Origin of the sequence: Nocardia sienata NBRC 100364 (genome assembly GCF_001613205.1) — a bacterium.
Lineage (GTDB): Bacteria > Actinomycetota > Actinomycetes > Mycobacteriales > Mycobacteriaceae > Nocardia > Nocardia sienata.
In genome coordinates this window covers 57,406-72,729 of sequence record NZ_BDBX01000021.1, presented here as the reverse complement: position 1 = coordinate 72,729, position 15,324 = coordinate 57,406, and the positions used below count along the sequence as shown (strand labels likewise).

The following is a 15,324-nucleotide window of genomic DNA, read 5'->3' as shown; positions in this document are numbered from 1 at the left end:
CAGACCCGGACGGCCCGGTGTCAGGGGCGGGTGCGGCCGTATCGGTCGGCCAGGCGGGCCTCGGTGGTGACGGGTTCGGGGTCGGCCGGACGCGGCTCATCGGGATCGGGCGCTGTCTTCGCCGGCCGTTGCCTACGTCGTTCGCGGATCTCGGCCCAGGCGAAATAACCCAGGCCCAGCGGCGCCATGATGCCGAACGCCAGCCATTGCAGCCCGTAGGAGAGGTAGGGCCCGGCGTCGAGCTGGGGCAGCGGGACCGGGGTGAACGCGCCCGGCTGGTCCTGCGACAGCTGCAGGTAGGAGCCGCGCTCACCCACCGGGAGCGGGGTCAGCGGTAGTCCCAGGACCGTGGTCTCCTGCGGGACGTCGATGGAGTAGACGTGCGCGACACCGTCCTGGACCGTGGGTGCGCGCTGTGGGTCGACGTTCTCCGAGACCCTGATCCGGCCCTCGATCCGTTGTACGCCCGAGGGAGCGGGGGCGATCGGCGGCGGCTGCGACCCGTCGACCGCCGCCACCAGACCACGGTCCACGAGCAGGGTGCGGCCGTCGGTGAGGGTGAACGCGGACAGCACACCGAAACCGGGCGCGCCGTCGAGATGCCGCAGACGGACCAGCACGGTCGAATCGGGTACGTAGGTGCCCTCGGCGAAGACCTTCCGCCATTCCGTGGCCGCGTCCGCCGCCGCGCCGTCGAGAACCTCGGTGACCGCCACCGGGTCGGCGTGCACCGAGTCGGCGATCAGCTGGTTGCGTTCGGAGGTGGACTCGTTCTTGCCGAGCTGCCAGGGGGCCAGCACGGTGAAACACAGGTAGGCGAACGCGACCACCACCGCGGCCAGGATCAGCCAGCCGGGGCGCAGCAGGAAGGTGAGCCGGCGCATCAGGCCGCCCCGCCGGTGACAGGCGCTCTGGCGGCGAGCGCGGCGTGGACCCAGGCGAGCAGGCCCGGGATAGCGGCTTCGATCTGCTCGCGGACGAGTTCGAATCCGGCGGTGTCGCCGTAGTAGGGATCGGGTACGTCGGCGCCGTCGGCGTGCGGGTCGAAGCTGCGCAGCAGCCGGCGGCGTTCGAGCGGGATACCGCGGACGGCCAGGTCGCGGTCGTGCTCGGCGGTCATGGCGACGACGAGGTCGGCGTCGGCGTGGTCGGCGCCGAAGCCGGCGGCCCGGTGCCCGACGGGGTAGCCGTGGCGGCGCAGGGTCTCGGTGGTGCGCGGGTCGGCGTCGGCCCCGGTGTGCCAGTCGTGGGTGCCCGCACTGCTGACCCGTACCCGGGCGCCGAGCCCGGCCCGGGACAGATGCGCCAGCGCGATCTTCTCCGCCATCGGCGATCGGCAGATGTTGCCGGTACAGACGAACGATATGTGCAGCTCACCCACGACAGCCATTCTGGCGGGTCGGTTCGCCCCCGCGCCACGTAGGGTGCGTCTCATGCTCACCGAACATGTCGATTTCGCCGGGCTGCGTCATCACGGTGATGTGGAAGCCCAGCCGGGTCTGCTCGATTTCGCGGTGAACGTCCAGGGCACCGCGCCCCCTCGCTGGCTACGCGACCGCCTGGTCGCGGCCCTGGACTCGCTCGGCCGGTACCCGGCCGCCGCCGACGAGCGGCATGCCCGGGAAGTCGTGGCGGCCCGGCACGGGCTGGCGGCCGATCAGGTGCTGACCCTGGCCGGGGGAGCCGAGGGTTTCGCCCTGCTGCCGCGGCTGTCCCCCCGGCTGGCGGCGGTGGTGCACCCGTCGTTCACCGAGCCCGAACTCGCTCTGCGCGAGGCCGGTGTCCCGGTGCACCGGGTGCTGTTGGAACCGCCCTACGCCCTGGACCCCACGCTGGTCCCGGAAGATGCGGACCTGGTGGTGCTCGGCAACCCCACCAATCCGACCTCCGTTCTGCACCCGGCCGAGGTCGTGCGTGCGCTGCTGCGGCCGGGGCGGGTCGTGGTGGTGGACGAGGCCTTCATGGACGCGGTGCCCGGGGAAACGGAATCGCTGGCCGGCGAAGCGGGGGAGGGACTGCTGGTATTGCGCAGCCTCACCAAGACCTGGGCGCTGGCCGGGTTGCGGTGCGGCTATCTGCTCGGCGCGCCCGAGCTGCTGCGGCAACTGGTCCGGGGCCGGGCGCACTGGCCGGTGGGCACCCTGCAGCTCGCCGCGATCGCCGCGACCGCCTCGCCGCGTGCCCTCGCGGAGAGCGCGGCGCGGGCGCTGGAGATCGGCGGTGACCGCGCGGCGATGATCGAGCGCCTGCTCGGCGCCGGTGTCGCGGTGCGGACCCCGGCGGACGCGCCGTTCCTGCTGCTCGAGGTGGAACACGGGGAAATCCTGCGCGAATACCTGCGCCGGCACGGGATCGCGGTGCGGCGCTGCGATACCTTCCCGGGCCTGGGGCCGGAGCATGTGCGGGTGGCCGTCCGGCCGCAGTCCGATGTCGAACAACTGGTGGCGGCGCTGGGAAAGGCCGGCCGTTTGGTCTAGCTGTCCGGCGCGGTGGGTGAGCCCAGCGCGCCGGACCCGCGGGCGCACGACATGATTGTCGCCGACCCGCCCCGAGAGCTCCCGAGAGGAAGGTGTGCCGTGGCCACCCTTGCCGAACTCGTCGCGACCCTGGAAACGGCCTATCCGCCGCGGCTGGCCGAGCCGTGGGATTCGGTGGGACTGGTCTGCGGGGATCCGGCGGAGGTCGTGCGACGGGTGCTGTTCGCCGTCGATGTCACCGCGGCCGTGGTGGACGAGGCGGTGCAGTGGGGTGCCCAGGCAGTGGTGGCCCACCATCCGCTGCTGCTCCGAGGTGTCGACAGTGTCTCGGCCGATCGGCCCAAGGGCGCGCTGGTGCATCGGCTGATCCGCGCGGGCTGCGCCCTGTTCACCGCGCATACGAACGCCGATTCCGCCGACCCCGGCGTCTCCGACGCCCTGGCCGCGGCGCTCGGGCTGACGGTTACGGGCCCCCTCGATCCCAAACCGGTGGCGGCGGTGGACAAGTGGACCGTCCAGGTACCGCCGGAGCAGGCCGATGCCGTGCTGGCGGCGCTGTTCGCCGCGGGCGCGGGTGGCTGCGGCGACTATCGGGAGGCGGCCTGGCGGGTTACGGGGACCGGTCAATTCCGGCCGCTGGACGGCGCGAACCCGGCGGTCGGCGCGGTCGGCGAACTGGCCCGGGTGACCGAGGACCGGCTCGAGGTGGTCGCCCCCGCCGGTACCCGTGCCGCGGTGCTCGCGGCACTGCGGTCGGCGCATCCCTACGAGGAGCCCGCCTACCACGTGACCGAACGGGCGGCGCTCACCGGACACCAGGGTCTGGGCCGGATCGGTACGCTCGCCGAACCGCTGACCCTGCGCGAGTTCACCGCCCGCGCCGCCGCCGCCCTGCCGGCGACGACGTGGGGGGTCCGGGCCGCCGGCGACCCCGACCGGATACTGCGCACCGTGGCCGTCTGCGGTGGTGCGGGCGATTCGCTGCTCGATACCGCCACCCGCCGCGGCGTCGACGCGTACCTCACCGCCGACCTGCGCCATCACCCCGCCGACGAACATCTGCGCCGTTCGGGTCCCGCATTGATCGACGCGGCGCACTGGGCGACCGAGTTCCCTTGGTGTGCGCAGGCCGCCGCGGTGGCCCGAGACGGCCTACCGGATCTGGAGACGCGGGTTTCGACCGTGCGCACCGATCCGTGGACGGTCGGTTGCGGCGGCTGACTTCGGGGTCCATGGAGGCGACGGCGAGTTCGGACCGGTCGGCGACACCGCCGCCGCCGCGCGGAGTACGGTGGACGTTCTTATCCGTCCACAGCGTGCAGGGAGTTCGTTCGCGTTGAATGTCGAACCATCGATTCAGGCCCAACTGCTGCGTCTCGCCGAGGTCGACACCGAACTGACCCGGATCGCGCACCGGCGCAGTGTCCTCCCCGAACAGCAGGAGGTCGACCGGTTCGAGGCCGAACGCAACACGCACAAGGACGCGGCCGTGGCCGTGGAGATCGTGCTGGACGATCTCGACCGCGATATCCGCAAACTCGAGGGTGAGATCGAGGCGGTCCGCAAACGCGAGGACCGTGACCGCGGCGTCCTGGAGGCGGGATCGGTCGGCGCGAAACAGCTGTCCGAACTGCAGCACGAGCTGGCGAGCCTGCAGCGGCGCCGATCGGTGCTCGAGGACGATCTGCTCGAGGTGATGGAACGCCGCGAGGCCTCCGCCGCCGATCACGAACACGCCGGTGCCCGGCTGGACCGCACCGAGAGCGAACTCGCCGCCGCCCGCGGCCGCCGCGACGAGGCAGTAGCCGATCTCGACGTCGCCCAGCAGCGCTGCGAAACCGATCGCGCGAAACTGGTCGGCGCGTTCCCGGAGGAGCTGCTGGCGATCTACGACCGGCAGCGCGCCGCGCACGGAATCGGCGCGGCGCTACTGCAGGCCCGGCGTTGCGGAGCCTGCCGGATCGAGCTGGACCGCGGCGAGATCGCCCGGATCGCGAAGACCGCGCCCGATCAGGTGGTGCGCTGTCCGGAATGCGGTGCGGTGCTGGTGCGGACCAAAGAATCCGGATTGTGAGATCGCGCCGGACAGCGGGGTCCGAGTAGCGGGAGCGGGAGGCCGAAATGAGCGTGCGCGAGGTCGTCGTCGAGGCCGACGGGGGGTCGCGGGGTAATCCGGGCCCGGCCGGTTACGGTGCGGTGGTGTTCGACGCGGACCGGGTGGGAGTCCTCGCCGAGCGCCGGGAGGCCCTGGGCGTCACGACCAACAATGTCGCGGAGTACCGCGGTCTGATCGCCGGACTGGAAGCGGCCGCCGAACTCGGTGCCCGGGTGGTCGCGGTGCGGATGGACTCCAAACTCGTGGTCGAGCAGATGTCGGGTCGCTGGAAGGTCAAACACGCGGCGCTGATTCCGCTCGCCGATCGTGCCCGGCGGCTGGCCGCGGATTTCGACCGGGTGACCTACCGCTGGATACCGCGCGCCGAGAACTCCCACGCCGACCGGCTGGCCAACGAGGCCATGGACGATGGCAAGCTGGTCGCCGAGGTACACGCGGCCGACCCGGCCGCGGCGCGATCCGCCGTCCCCGAGTCCGGCGCCGATCCGGTCGTGGATGCGCAGAGCGCGCCGGCCCGCCTGTCCGGGCCCGGCCCCGGCTGGACCGGTGCGGCCGGACGCCCGACCAGGCTGCTGCTGTTGCGGCACGGGCAGACCGAGCTGTCGGTGCAGCGGCGCTATTCCGGTCGCGGCAACCCGCCGCTGACCGCCGTGGGGCGGGAACAGGCGGCCCGGGCGGCGAAAATGCTCGCCGCCAAAGGCGATATCTCCGCGATCGTGACCTCACCGCTGGGCCGGGCCCGGGAAACCGCCGAGGCGGCCGGCGCGGCGCTCGGGATCGAGGTACGGGTCGTCGAGGGTCTCACCGAAACCGATTTCGGTGACTGGGAGGGGCTGACCTTCCGGGAGGCCGCCGAACGCGATCCGGAGCTGCACGCCCGCTGGCTGGGCGATCCGTCGCTGCCGGCCCCCGGCGGGGAGAGTTTCGACGCGGTCCGGGAACGGGTCGAGGCGGTGCGCCGCGACCTCGTCGCGCGCTATCCCGGGGCGAATGTCGTCGTGGTCAGCCATGTGACACCGATCAAGACGCTGCTACAGCTGGCGCTGGGAGTCGGCCCGTCGCTGCTCTACCGCCTGCACCTGGATCTGGCATCGCTCTCGCTCGCGGAGTTCTATCCCGACGGTGGTTCGTCGGTGCGGCTGGTCAACGATACGAGCTATCTCTGACGTCGGCCGACGGATCGGCCCACGTATCGGCCGAGAGCGAGTGTTTCGTGCGCGCATTCGGCGCTCGGGCTCGACCGGCCGGAGGGTCACGGGGCGGGCCGGCCCGCGACGGTCAGCGGACCGGTCTCCTTTCCGCTCCTATTTGTTGCCGTAGTGGTAGCGCGCCTGCATCACGACCACCGTGGTCTCGTCATCGTCGGTGACGATGGCACAGATGAGCCGATGCAGTCGAGGCCGTCGGCCGTGAGCGCTCCGGTCCGGTCCCGGAGGAACTGTGCCGTGAACTCGTCGAGCGGGTAGAAGAGTTCGACCGCCAGCTCCGACAGTGTGACGTCCGCGGGAGCGCCGAATGTGGCCATGGTGCCGAACAGCGAGAGCTCACCGTGCGGCGTGCGCACCCGGATCGGCACCTGGAACGGGCCGGAAGCGGTACCGTCGGTCTCCTCGCGGTCGGAGTGGACCGGCGGATAGCCGCTGACCTCGTCGTAGAGGTCGCGCAGCCGTGGGTCTCCGGTGGTGCCGGCCTGCCGGGCCAGCCGTTCCAGCAGTTGTTCGCGGACCTGGCGCGGGTTGGCGAGCCGGGCGGCAAGGCCCTCGGGATGCAGGACCAGCCGGTAGACGTTCGGTCGGTCGGCCAGCAGGTGCAAGGGCACGTCGTCGGTGAGTACCGCCAGTGCCGAATTGGCGGCGACCACGTCCCACCAGCGGTCGACCGCTACCGCCGGATAGGGTTCGTGGGCGGCGAGCATATGTTCCAGCGCCGCCCGCGCCGAGGCGAGATGGGCGTCGTCGAGACTGCTCTCCTGGTAGGCGGGCGCGAACCCGGCGGCGACCAGCAGCGTATTGCGTTCCCGCAGCGGCACGTCCAGCGTATGCGACAGGCGCAGCACCATTTCCCGGCTCGGCGCCGAGCGCCCGGTCTCCACACACGACAGATGCCGGGCCGAGGTACCCGCCGCCAGTGCCAGATCCAGCTGGCTCAGCCGCCGCCGCTGCCGCCATTCCCGCACCAGGGCACCGACCCCCGACGGGCTCCCGTCTACACGCACCTCCACATCGCCGAGCGTATCGGGGTCCGGGGCCCGGCGGCCATGACCTCGGAGGTCATTGAACCGCTGACCGTCCGGCGGCACAGTCGGGGACGTAACCCTCAGTGCTGATCCGAGAGGCAGACGATCATGACCACCGCGACCCTGTCCGCGCCTGCGACCTCCGGCGACCTGCTGCGCCGCACCCTGCGCCTCGACGGCTGGGGCACCGGGGCCTTCGGTGTCCTGATGCTCGGCGGCGCCGTACCGCTGGAAGAGCCCCTGGGTTTCCCGACCTCGTGGTCGGTCCCGTTCGGTGTCGCCATGCTCGGTGGCGCGCTGGCACTGCTGCTCATCGCCGGTTATCCGGTCATCTCGACACGGCATGCGACGGGGGTGGTCGCGTTCAACTCGCTCTGTGTGCCGGGGCTGCTCGCCCTGCCGTTCTCCGGCCTGCTCGAGCTGACCGGTGCCGGTGTGGCGTTCATCCTGATAGGCGCGATCGTCGTCGCGGCGTTCGCGGCGCTGGAATACGCCGGTCTGCGGCGGATCACCGGCTGACCGCGGATCAGGCCGGATAGCAGTGGATCTCGGTGGCCTCGAGTGCCGCCCACAGTGCCGATCCCGGCCGGATACGCAGGTCCGCCACGGTGGCGGGAGTGATATCGGCCAGCGCCGGAATCGCGCCGTCGAGCCGGACCCGCACCGTGTGGGCGTGCTGTTCGAGACCGGCCACCGTCACCGGCCAGGTGTTTCGCGGACTGCCGGCGGGCCGCCGCGGGTGCAGGCCGACCGCGGACGGCGCGAAGGTGAGATGCACCGGGCCGGTGGCCGGTTCGACGACGGTGAGTTCACCGCCGCCGTCGAGCCGGACCTGAGTTCCCGCCGCGGTTCCGCGGAAGAGGTTGAGCCCCACCAGGTCCGCGACATAGTCGGAGCGGGGCATTCGGGCCACCTCACCGGGCGAACCCTGCTGGACCACCACCCCGCCCTCCACGATGACGAGCCGGTCGGCCAGCACCATGGCGTCGAGCGGGTCGTGGGTGACCAGCAGGGTGGAGCCGGGGTAGTCGCCGAGATGGTGGGCCAGTTCGGAACGCACTCGCACCCGGGTCGCCGCGTCCAGTGCCGCCAGCGGCTCGTCCAGTAGCAGCAGGTCCGGTTCGATCGCCAGGGCGCGAGCCAGCGCGACCCGTTGGGCCTGACCACCGGACAGGGCCCGGGGCCGGGCGCGCGTGTACTCGGCCAGACCCACCCGGTGCAGCCAGTGCGCGGCCCGTTCGCGGGCGGCGGTCCGGCGCAGCCCGCGAGCACGCAGCCCGAAAGCCACGTTTTCCAATGCGTCGAGGTGGGCGAAGAGCAGATAGTCCTGGAACACCACCCCCACCGAACGATGTTCGGGCGGTACGAACGCTGCGGGCGGCGCATCCCATATCCGGTCGTCGAGCCGGATCGATCCCGCTGTGAGCGGGGTGAGTCCCGCCAGGGCACGCAGGGCGGTGGTCTTCCCGGCGCCGTTGGGGCCGAGCAGGGCGACGACCTCGCCGGGGGCGAGGCGCAGGTCCAGGTCCAGTGTGAAATCACCGCGGGTCACCCGCAGTTCGGCCGTCAGCGTCACAGCACTGCCCGTAGCCAGCGTTCCCGTAGCGCGGCCAGCACCATCACCGAGACCAGCAACAGCACCAGGCTGAGCACGATCGCCGCGGCCGGGTCGGTTTGCAGCGCCAGGTACACCGCCAGCGGCATGGTGGTGGTCGTGCCCGGGAAGTTACCGGCGAACGTGATGGTGGCGCCGAATTCGCCCAGCGCCCGAGCCCAGCAGAGCACCGTTCCGGCCACGACACCGGGCAGGATCGAGGGCAGTGTCACGCGGCGGAAGGCCAGCCACCGGGAGGCGCCCAGCGTGGCGGCGGCCTCCTCGTAGCGCGGATCGGCCCCACGCAGCGCACCCTCCACCGAGATCACCAGAAAGGGCATCGCCACGAAGGCCTCCGCCACCACCACCGCCGCGGTGGTGAAGGGCAGCGCCACCCCGAACCAGTCGTAGAGGTACTGTCCGACCAGCCCGCGGCGGCCGAGTACCAGCAGCAATGCCACTCCGCCGACCACGGGTGGCAGTACCAGGGGAACGGTGACCAGCGCCCGCACCAGTCCGCGGCCGGGCAGATCGCCGCGGGCCAGCAGCCAGGCCAATGGGATGCCCAGTACCAGGCACAGCGCGGTGGCCAGGCTCGCGCACACCAGCGACAGGCGCAGCGCCTGTCCCACTTCCGCGGAAAGCAACCGCGCGGGCAGATCTCGCCACGGCGCCCGGACCAGCAGCCCGGCCAGGGGGACGATCAGGAACCCCAGTGCCAGCAGCGCGGGTGCGACCAGGACGATCGGCCGCCGGCCCCGGACCGCCCGGCGCCGGCGCAGCGCCGTCGTCCGGTGCCGCACCGGGCCGGCGCTCACGGTGTATCGAAACCGGCCGTGGTGAAAACCGTGCGCGCCTGCGGTGACAGAACGAAATCGACGAACGCCGCGGCGGCGACCGGATTGGGCGCCTGGGCCACCGGCGCGATCGGATAGTCGTTGATCGCCTTCTCCGATTCCGGGAACTCGATCCCGGTGACCTCGTCGCCCGCGGCCCGGATATCGGTCCGGTACACCAGCGCGGCGTCGACCTCACCCAGCGTTACCTTGGTCAGGACGGCTTTCACATCGGGTTCGCGGGTATCGGGCTGCGGGGTGACACCGGCCGCGGCGAAAACCTTGTCGGCGGCCGCACCGCAGGGCACCTGTTCGGCACACAATGCGATCCGCGGTCCAGGACGGCCGAAATCGGCCAGCCCGCTGATACTGCCCGGATTACCGGCGGGCACCGCGATCTCGAGCCGGTTACCGACGAAGGTGACCGGCGCGGCGGTGATATCGCCCGATTCGATCACCTGCTCCATATTGCGCGGCGCGGCGGAGGCGAACACATCGGCCGGTGCGCCCTGGGCGATCTGTTCGGCCAGCGCCGAACTGCCGCCGAAGCCGAACACCACAGCGACCCCGGGATGTGCCTGTTCGAACTGTTCGCCGAGGGTGGTGAAGGTTTCGGTGAGCGAGGCCGCGGCGAACACGGTGACGGTCCCGGTGATCCCGTCACCCGAACCGCCGGAGGCGTCCCCGGAGTCCTGGCCGGCACAGCCCGCCAGCACGGCCATCAGCACCGCCACCGGGGCCAGCCGGCGCACTACCCGCCCTGTTGTCGTCGTCATCGTCAACTCTCCGGGATCTCGACCACCACATGCGTCGATTTGACCGACGCGACCGTCACGCTGCCCACCTCGATACCGAGTTCGTCCACCGACTCCCGGCTCAGCAGGGAAACCAGCCGGAACGGCCCGGCCTGCATCTCAACCTGCGCCATCACCGTATCGGTGACCACCCGGGTCACGATGCCGCGCATCCTGTTGCGGGCCGAGGCCGCCACGGTCACCCCGGGTTCGGGTGCTTCGGCGTGCTGCCGCGCGAATTCGGCCAGATCCCGGCCCCGCACACCCTTGCGACCGTTTTCCAGCCGGACCGAGGGCAGCCGTCCCTGATCTATCCAGCGCCGCACGGTGTCATCGCTGACCCCGAGCAGTCCGGCGGCTTCCTTGATCCGCAGATACGTCACGATCAGGAGTATATAGCCGGAGATGCGGAACAAAAGCGAGAAAAGCGGCGAACCTTTCAACTCGCCGGCAGCGGCAGGCTCATCTCGTTCTCCGGGCGGGGGTCGTCCTCGGCGCACGGTCTGCTCGCCCCGGTGGGGGTGAACCCGTTGCGCAGATACAGCTGCTCGGCCGGCCGGTTCCCGTCCAGCACCCACAATCGCAGGCTCGGGTGACGGCCTTGTGCCGCCCATTCGATCACGGCGCGGACCAGTCGGTCCGATACTCCGGTCCGGCGTGCCCGCGGCGCGGTCCACATCGACACCAGTTCGGGACCATCCGGCGTGACGATCGCCCCCGCCGAACCTGCCGGTTGCGCTCCGGACCCGGCCACGAAGAACGGATCCCGCCGGGCGATCCACTCCCGCCACCGCGGTTCGTCCCAGGTGAGCGCGTCCGTATGGCTGGTGGAGAAGGTTCCGGGTGTCGATCCGGCCAGTGCGTCCAATCGGACCAGGCGTGCGATGCGCCAGTCCTCCGGCCCGATCCGTCGTATCCGCATCCTCCGATGGTGCGGGCAGCAGCGCTGTGCGGCAACGGATATACCGGGAACTTGCCTGCGTGGGAGCGCCGCCGTGCGGCGATCTACCGGCTTTCGGTATGTCTGCCGGGTATCAGGGAACAGAGTGATCGCATTACCGGGAGCGAAGCTCGAGGGGGCGTATCCGGCGCAGTCCAAGCGCGTGATGATCGTGGCCCGGAAGCGTCTCGAGGCCGCGGTCCGGTCCATCGGTCTGTTCGGCTACCCGGTGGTGCAGGACCAGCCGTAGCCGGTGGTGCCGGGCACGGCCGAACTGTCTCGTGTCGCGAAGGCTGCGACCCCGGGATCGTAGGAGGATCAGCGGATGCGTAACGCCGACGACCTCTTGGACGCCGCCGCCGGAACACTCCCCGACATGCTGGACCGGTTCCGCCTGCTGGTGGACTGCGAATCCCCCTCCGACGATCCGCTGGGGCTGCAACGCTGTGCCGCGCTGATCCGGCCGTGGCTGGCGGACGCGCTCGGGCGTTCTGCCCGATCGACGCGCATCGGCGAGAACGTGCACGTTCTCGCCGAAGCGCCCGACCCGAGAGTGCTGGTGCTGGGACATTTCGACACCGTGTGGCCGGTGGGCACCACCGCCGATCGGCCGTTCTCGATCACCGGTGGGATCGCCACCGGACCTGGCACTTTCGACATGAAGGGTGGGATCGTGCAGGCGCTCGCCGCGATCGAACTCCTCGCGGACGCCTCCCATGTCAGCGTTCTGCTGACCAGTGACGAGGAGACCGGATCGGCGTCGTCGCGGCAGCTGATCGAGGAGCAGGCGCGCAAGGCCGGGGCGGTCCTGGTGTGTGAGCCCAGCGCGGACGGCGGTGCGGTGAAGATCGGGCGCAAAGGTCTGGCCGCCTATCGCGTCGCGGTCACCGGCCGGGCGGCCCATGCCGGACTGGAGCCGGAGCTGGGGGTGAACGCGGGCGTCGAGCTGGCGCACCAGATCCTCGCGATCGCCGGCCTGGCTTCGGAGAACACGTCGGTGGTGCCGGCGGTGATCGCCGGGGGCACCACGGTGAACACCGTGCCGGAATACGCGGAGTGCTCGGTGGACGCGCGATCGTGGTCGGTGCCGGATCTGGAAAAGGTAGACCGAGCGATGCTCGCGCTCACCCCGCGTCTGCCGGGAGCGACGGTGACGGTCACCGGCGGTATCGCCCGGCTGCCGTTCGAAGAGTCCAGTGCCCGCGGGCTGTACCGCGAAGCCGCTGCGGCGGCGCGGACACTCGGTATGGCCCCGCTGCGTGCCGTGCGATCCGGTGGCGCCTCGGACGGCAACTTCACGGCCGCGATCGGGGTGCCCACTCTGGACGGGCTCGGCGCGGTGGGTGGTCACCCGCACGCCCGCGACGAACATGTCGATGTGAACACCATGCCGGCGCGGGTCGCCCTGCTCGCCACTCTCTTGGAGCGGTTGCGGCACTGGTCGCCGGCCGCATGAGCCGCGCAGCTGCCAGGTCCGGCGAACAAAGCGGAGAACTCGGGATCGAAGCGTCATGTGTCGGAGGACATCTCGAACCACCGGCGGCGGGAGGATCGTCACTCTCTCGGGACGGGGATCGACCTCGGCGCACGAATTGCTCGCGACGGTCCGGATGAAGCCGACACGCGTCGCGGTGAGTGGGCCGGGCTGTGTCCATGCCACCAGCAGGGGGAAGGTCGATGGCGGTTCCGCACGAGCAGCGGGACGGCCGGGTCACCCGGCGCCGTCCCGCTGCCGTGGCGCTCAGTCCTTCGGCCCGCCGGCTACATAGATGACCTGCCCGGAAACGAAACCCGCGCCTTCGCTCACCAGGAACGACGCCGTATGGGCGATATCCTCCGGGTAGCCGACCCGGTTCACCGGGATCTGCGCGGCGGCACCCTTCTGGAAGTCCTCGAAATCCACCCCGACCCGGGCGGCGGTGGCGGCGGTCATATCGGTGACGATGAAACCCGGGGCGATCGCGTTGGCGGTGACACCGTACTTGCCCAGCTCGAAGGCGAGGGTTTTGGTGAAGCCCTGCATACCGGCCTTCGCGGCGGAGTAGTTCACCTGGCCGCGATTGCCCAGCGCCGAGGTGCTCGACATATTGACGATACGGCCCCATTTCTGTTCGACCATGTACTTCTGGGCGGCCCGGGTCAGCAGGAAGGCGCCGCGCAGATGCACACCCAGGACGGTGTCCCAGTCGTCGACGCTCATCTTGAACAGCAGGTTGTCGCGCAGTACGCCGGCATTGTTGACCACGACGGTGGGCGCGCCGAGTTCTCCTGCCAACCGCTCCACCGCGGCGTTCACCGAATCCTCCTTGCTGACGTCGGCGCCGAGCGCGATCGCCTTCCCGCCGGCGTTCTCGATCGCCGACACGGTCTCGGCGCAGGCGGCTTCATCGAGGTCCAGGACCCCGACCTGCAGTCCGTCGGAGGCCAGCCGTTTGGCGATGGCCGCCCCGATTCCACGGGCGGCGCCGGATACTACTGCGATCCTCTCGGCCATCAGTTCGAAGTCCTCTCGTGTGGGCGATAGTTCTTACGCCATCTAACAACGTGTGGAGTCGCGGATCGAGGGGACGGCCGGACAAGATCTTCGCGAGGTCGCTGTGCGTATCGGACAGGGCAGGCCGGCGCACCGCTGTACGCCCGGGTTCGCAGCGTCCCGGCGGGTCGCACTGTGTCGGTCTGCTCGGCCGGACCGGAGGTGTCGCGACCCAGGCTCCTGTCCGTTTATTCACCTAGGTGTGGGTTTTCTGCACTCCCCAAATGGGTAGTGCGCCATCTATTCTCGAAACATCCCACTCATCAGGCAGTTTGGAATGTGATGACCACTCCTCAGCCCCCGTACGATCCGACGACGGGCAAACCCTATCCCTCGCAGCCCCCGGCCGGCGGTCAACCGGCCTACGGTTCGGGTCAGCCGCCCTACGGCGGGCCGAATCAGGCGCCGGTCTCGCCGGCCGATGCCAAGCTGTGGGCCGCGCTGGCCCACTTCGGCGGTATCGTGCTCGGGTTCGTCGCCCCGCTCATCGTCTGGGTGCTGTACAAGGACCGCGACGAGTTCGTACGCCGGCACGCGGTGGACGCGCTGAACTTCCAGATCGTACTGGCGATCGCGTACGTGGTGTCCGCGGTGCTGATGATCGTGCTGATCGGGTTGCTGCTGTTCCCCATCGTCTGGATCGCGGGCATCGTGTTCTCGGTGCTGGCCGGTATCGCGGCCAACAACGGCCGCGAGTACAAATACCCGTTCAATCTCTCCCTGGTGAAGTAGCAGGTGTTCCCGGGCCGGCCGTCGATGCGCCGGCCCGGGAACATACGCGCGGTACCGGATGGGCGCAGTTCTATCCGGTACCGACGATCAGGGACGCAGCACCGAGGTCAGGAACTCGGTCTGGTCGTAGACGGTCTGCTCGAACAGCTCGTCGAAGTACAGATCGAAATGCTTCGCCGGATACCGCTTCACCACCGCGTGTTTGGTCTTCTCGGCGGCCCGCAGCGCGGGTTTCACCGGGGTGATCGAATCGTTGTCGCACAGTGCGTACAGCACCGGCATCTTCAATTCCTTCACCTGCCGGGCCGGACGTGCGAACAGCAGCGAGAAGGCCGCGCGGGCCGCGATCTTCGGCCGGTAGTTCGCGCTCTCCTCGGCCAACCGGCCGAATCCGGCGGGTACGTCCGAACCGGTCATCATCGCCGCGGCGCGTTTACGACCGGCCAGCCGGATCTGGACCGGTTTGCGCAGGACCGTGCCGAACACCAGGTCCGTTGCCGCCAGGAAACCCACCTTCACGAAACTCAGCAGTCCTTTCGCCAGCGCGGAAGAGAATCCGCTGACGAACGGGACCTGGGCCACCACCGCCGCGATATAGGCGTCGTCCGGGGCGACCGCCAGGGCGTGCCCACCACCCAGCGAGGTGCCCCACAGCGCGATGCGGGTGGCATCGAAACCGCGCAGGGTCCGGGCGTAGGCCACCGCGGCGATCCAATCCTCGCGCTGCCGGGCGAGATTCACCACCTGCCGGGGGTCGCCGTCGCTGTCCCCGAAATGCCGGTAGTCGAAGACCAGCACTCCCATTCCCGCCGCGGCGAACCGCCGCGCGAACCGATCCAGTCCCATTTCCCGGTTGGCCCCCAGCCCGTGCCCCATCACGACGATGGGGCGTGGCTTGGGCGGGCCGGCCGGTAGGTACAACCAGCCGGCACATTTCTGACCTCCCGACGGGAAGCCGACCTCGACACGCTCCATGATCATCGACCGTACCGAGTCATCGGTCCGGGTGAGTCATCCAGCCTTGGCAGGAGTGCCCGGCGACTGGAGTCGGGCGGCCGGGCGCCAC

18 protein-coding genes are annotated in these 15,324 nt (G+C 70.3%); 8 read left to right on the top strand and 10 right to left on the bottom strand.

The genetic code is table 11. From position 1 onward, the window contains the following. Positions 1 to 20 precede the first annotated feature (20 nt). Positions 21 to 884 (bottom strand): SURF1 family cytochrome oxidase biogenesis protein, encoded by an 864-nt coding sequence (locus NS4_RS13335; protein ID WP_063059841.1) that lies wholly within the window; start codon positions 882 to 884, stop codon positions 21 to 23. Next, on the bottom strand, positions 884 to 1,390 hold the full coding sequence (locus tag NS4_RS13330) for a low molecular weight protein-tyrosine-phosphatase (RefSeq protein ID WP_063059840.1): 507 nt from the start codon (positions 1,388 to 1,390) through the stop codon (positions 884 to 886). Before NS4_RS13330 ends, NS4_RS13335 begins: the two co-directional genes overlap by 1 nt. A gap of 43 nt (positions 1,391 to 1,433) precedes the next feature. Between NS4_RS13330 and cobC the strand changes: the two genes are divergently transcribed. The 4 genes from cobC to NS4_RS13310 all read left to right on the top strand — a co-directional run bounded on the left by cobC (position 1,434) and on the right by NS4_RS13310 (position 5,759). Beyond that, on the top strand, positions 1,434 to 2,477 hold the full coding sequence (cobC, locus tag NS4_RS13325; protein ID WP_063059839.1) for an Rv2231c family histidinol phosphate aminotransferase CobC: 1,044 nt from the start codon (positions 1,434 to 1,436) through the stop codon (positions 2,475 to 2,477). Between the two features lie 51 nt (positions 2,478 to 2,528). Then, entirely contained in the window at positions 2,529 to 3,698 is a 1,170-nt protein-coding gene (locus NS4_RS13320) for a Nif3-like dinuclear metal center hexameric protein (protein WP_063059967.1), read from the top strand. A gap of 115 nt (positions 3,699 to 3,813) precedes the next feature. After that, positions 3,814 to 4,551, top strand: a complete 738-nt coding sequence (locus tag NS4_RS13315) for a zinc ribbon domain-containing protein (RefSeq protein WP_063059838.1) — start codon at positions 3,814 to 3,816, stop codon at positions 4,549 to 4,551. A gap of 47 nt (positions 4,552 to 4,598) precedes the next feature. Further along, positions 4,599 to 5,759 carry a bifunctional RNase H/acid phosphatase gene (locus NS4_RS13310; protein WP_063059837.1) on the top strand — a complete coding sequence of 387 codons (1,161 nt, stop codon included), beginning with the start codon at positions 4,599 to 4,601 and terminating at the stop codon, positions 5,757 to 5,759. 170 nt (positions 5,760 to 5,929) lie between these two features. Here the strand turns inward: NS4_RS13310 and NS4_RS13305 are convergent, their stop codons facing one another. After that, a complete protein-coding gene (locus NS4_RS13305) occupies positions 5,930 to 6,808 on the bottom strand; it encodes a helix-turn-helix domain-containing protein (protein ID WP_218020345.1) in 879 nt (292 codons plus the stop codon). 129 nt (positions 6,809 to 6,937) lie between these two features. Between NS4_RS13305 and NS4_RS13300 the strand changes: the two genes are divergently transcribed. Continuing rightward, the gene (locus NS4_RS13300) at positions 6,938 to 7,348 is read left to right on the top strand and encodes a hypothetical protein (protein ID WP_063059836.1); all 411 of its coding nucleotides are present in this window, start codon (positions 6,938 to 6,940) and stop codon (positions 7,346 to 7,348) included. A gap of 7 nt (positions 7,349 to 7,355) precedes the next feature. Here the strand turns inward: NS4_RS13300 and NS4_RS13295 are convergent, their stop codons facing one another. The 5 genes from NS4_RS13295 to NS4_RS13275 are packed head-to-tail and all read right to left on the bottom strand — an operon-like array spanning position 7,356 to position 10,975. Further along, positions 7,356 to 8,405 (bottom strand): ABC transporter ATP-binding protein, encoded by a 1,050-nt coding sequence (locus NS4_RS13295; RefSeq protein ID WP_063059835.1) that lies wholly within the window; start codon positions 8,403 to 8,405, stop codon positions 7,356 to 7,358. Then, positions 8,402 to 9,241 (bottom strand): molybdate ABC transporter permease subunit, encoded by an 840-nt coding sequence (modB, locus tag NS4_RS13290; protein ID WP_084487185.1) that lies wholly within the window; start codon positions 9,239 to 9,241, stop codon positions 8,402 to 8,404. The genes NS4_RS13295 and modB overlap by 4 nt, the downstream gene beginning before the upstream one ends. Next, positions 9,238 to 10,035, bottom strand: a complete 798-nt coding sequence (gene modA / locus NS4_RS13285) for a molybdate ABC transporter substrate-binding protein (RefSeq protein WP_063059834.1) — start codon at positions 10,033 to 10,035, stop codon at positions 9,238 to 9,240. The genes modB and modA overlap by 4 nt, the downstream gene beginning before the upstream one ends. A 2-nt stretch (positions 10,036 to 10,037) precedes the next feature. Then, positions 10,038 to 10,436, bottom strand: coding sequence for a TOBE domain-containing protein (locus NS4_RS13280; RefSeq protein WP_039826111.1), 399 nt, complete (start codon positions 10,434 to 10,436; stop codon positions 10,038 to 10,040). Between the two features lie 56 nt (positions 10,437 to 10,492). Next, the gene (locus tag NS4_RS13275) at positions 10,493 to 10,975 is read right to left on the bottom strand and encodes a GNAT family N-acetyltransferase (RefSeq protein WP_063059833.1); all 483 of its coding nucleotides are present in this window, start codon (positions 10,973 to 10,975) and stop codon (positions 10,493 to 10,495) included. A gap of 124 nt (positions 10,976 to 11,099) precedes the next feature. Here NS4_RS13275 and NS4_RS32640 point away from each other — a divergent pair, with 124 nt between their 5' ends. Then, positions 11,100 to 11,243 (top strand): hypothetical protein, encoded by a 144-nt coding sequence (locus NS4_RS32640; RefSeq protein ID WP_169811761.1) that lies wholly within the window; start codon positions 11,100 to 11,102, stop codon positions 11,241 to 11,243. A 75-nt stretch (positions 11,244 to 11,318) separates the two neighbouring features. After that, complete coding sequence (locus tag NS4_RS13270; RefSeq protein ID WP_063059832.1) at positions 11,319 to 12,449, top strand: M20 family metallopeptidase; 1,131 nt, start codon at positions 11,319 to 11,321, stop codon at positions 12,447 to 12,449. Between the two features lie 285 nt (positions 12,450 to 12,734). On the opposite strand, the gene fabG is transcribed toward NS4_RS13270, so the two are convergent. After that, positions 12,735 to 13,487 (bottom strand): 3-oxoacyl-ACP reductase FabG, encoded by a 753-nt coding sequence (gene fabG, locus NS4_RS13265; protein WP_030524016.1) that lies wholly within the window; start codon positions 13,485 to 13,487, stop codon positions 12,735 to 12,737. Between the two features lie 321 nt (positions 13,488 to 13,808). Here fabG and NS4_RS13260 point away from each other — a divergent pair, with 321 nt between their 5' ends. After that, the gene (locus tag NS4_RS13260; RefSeq protein ID WP_063059831.1) at positions 13,809 to 14,258 is read left to right on the top strand and encodes a DUF4870 domain-containing protein; all 450 of its coding nucleotides are present in this window, start codon (positions 13,809 to 13,811) and stop codon (positions 14,256 to 14,258) included. 87 nt (positions 14,259 to 14,345) lie between these two features. Here NS4_RS13260 and NS4_RS13255 read toward each other — a convergent pair whose 3' ends face one another. Then, complete coding sequence (locus tag NS4_RS13255; protein ID WP_063059965.1) at positions 14,346 to 15,233, bottom strand: alpha/beta hydrolase; 888 nt, start codon at positions 15,231 to 15,233, stop codon at positions 14,346 to 14,348. Positions 15,234 to 15,324 lie beyond the last annotated feature (91 nt).